Origin of the sequence: Methylobacterium sp. E-045 (assembly GCF_022829685.1) — a bacterium.
Classification (GTDB): Bacteria; Pseudomonadota; Alphaproteobacteria; order Rhizobiales; family Beijerinckiaceae; genus Methylobacterium.
In genome coordinates, this window is sequence record NZ_JAKSYE010000033.1 from 1 (window position 1) to 1,897 (window position 1,897).

Sequence of the window (1,897 nt, forward strand, 5' to 3'; positions counted from 1 at the left end):
TGTCACGGATAGAAACCTCGATCCTCGACGGGCTTGACGAGACGTCGGCTCTTCGCGCGCTTCCCGAGAGCCAGCTTCAGGCGGTGGCGGACGCGGTGCGTCAGGAGATGATCGACGCGGTGTCGGTGACGGGCGGTCACCTCGGGTCGGGCCTGGGCGTGGTCGAGCTGACGGTGGCCCTGCATCACGTGTTCGACACGCCCGACGACCGGGTGGTGTGGGATGTCGGGCACCAGGCCTATCCGCACAAGATCCTGACGGGGCGTCGCGACCGGATCCGGACCCTGCGCCAGCCGGGGGGGCTGTCGGGCTTCACCAAGCGCTCGGAGAGCGTCTACGATCCGTTCGGGGCGGCGCATTCCTCCACCTCGATCTCGGCGGCGCTGGGCATGGCGGTGGCGCGCGACCTCGACGAGGCGTCGGCCAGGGCCAAGGGCCAGCCTGCCCCGAAGCGCCGGAACATGATCGCGGTGATCGGCGACGGCTCGATGTCGGCGGGCATGGCCTACGAGGCGATGAACAATGCCGGCGCGCTGCATTCGCGCCTGATCGTGATCCTGAACGACAACGACATGTCGATCGCTCCCCCGGTGGGGGCGATGTCGGCCTATTTCGCGCGTCTGGCCTCGGGCGGGACCTATCGCGGCCTGCGCGAGACCGCCAAGCAGCTCGGCAAGCTCCTGCCGAAGGCGATCTACCAGCGTGCGGCGGCGGCGGAAGAGTACGCCCGCTCCCTGGTGGTGGGCGGCGGCACGATGTTCGAGGAGATGGGCTTCCACTACGTCGGCCCGGTCGACGGCCACAACCTCGACCACCTGCTGCCGATCCTGAAGAACGTGCGCGACTCGGACCAGGGCCCGATCCTGCTCCACGTGGTGACGCAGAAGGGCAAGGGCTACGCCCCGGCCGAGGCCTCCGCCGACCGCTACCACGGGGTGGTGAAGTTCGACGTGCTGTCGGGGGTCCAGGCCAAGGCCAAGCCGAACGCGCCGGCCTATACCCGCGTCTTCGGCGAGAGCCTGATCAAGGCGGCGGACGCCGACGACCGGGTGGTGGCGATCACCGCGGCGATGCCGGGCGGCACCGGGATCGACCTGTTCGGCAAGGCGCACCCCGAACGAACCTTCGACGTCGGCATCGCCGAGCAGCATGCGGTGACCTTCGCGGGCGGTCTGGCGACGGAGGGCTACAAGCCGTTCGTGGCGATCTATTCGACCTTCCTGCAGCGGGCCTACGACCAGGTCGTGCACGACGTGGCGCTGCAGAACCTAGCTGTAAGGTTCTGCCTCGACCGGGCGGGGCTGGTGGGCGCGGACGGGGCGACCCATGCGGGCGCGTTCGATCTCGCCTATCTGTGCTGCCTGCCGAACATGGTCGTGATGGCGGCCTCCGACGAGGCCGAACTGGTCCACATGGTGGCGACCCAGCATGCCCATGACAGCGGCCCGATCGCCCTGCGCTATCCGCGCGGCGAGGGGGTGGGCGTGGACCTGCCCGAGCGCGGCGAGGCCCTGCCCATCGGCAAGGGCCGGATCGTCAAGCGCCCCGAGGGCGCGCGGGTGGCGCTGCTGAGCCTCGGCACGCGCCTGTCGGAGGCCCTGAAGGCGGCCGACCAGCTCGAGGGCGCCGGGATCGCCGTGACGGTGGCGGATGCGCGCTTCGCCAAGCCGCTCGACGAGGCGATGATCCTCGATCTGGCGGCGAACCACGAGGTTCTGGTCACCCTGGAAGAGGGGTCGGCGGGCGGCTTCGGGGGGCACGTGCTGCATCTCCTGTCGGAGAAGGGCGCGCTGGACGCGGGCCGGGTGCGGGTGCGGACGCTGACGCTGCCGGACACCTACCAGGACCACAACAGCCCGGAGGCGATGTACGCCGAGGCCGGCCTCGACGCCGACGG

Annotated in this window: 1 protein-coding gene; it reads left to right on the forward strand. The window is 70.3% G+C overall.

Annotated elements, in window-relative coordinates:
* Positions 1-8 precede the first annotated feature (8 nt).
* On the forward strand, positions 9-1,897 hold a 1,889-nt coding region (dxs, locus tag MKK51_RS03935), incomplete at its 3' end, for a 1-deoxy-D-xylulose-5-phosphate synthase (protein WP_243975103.1).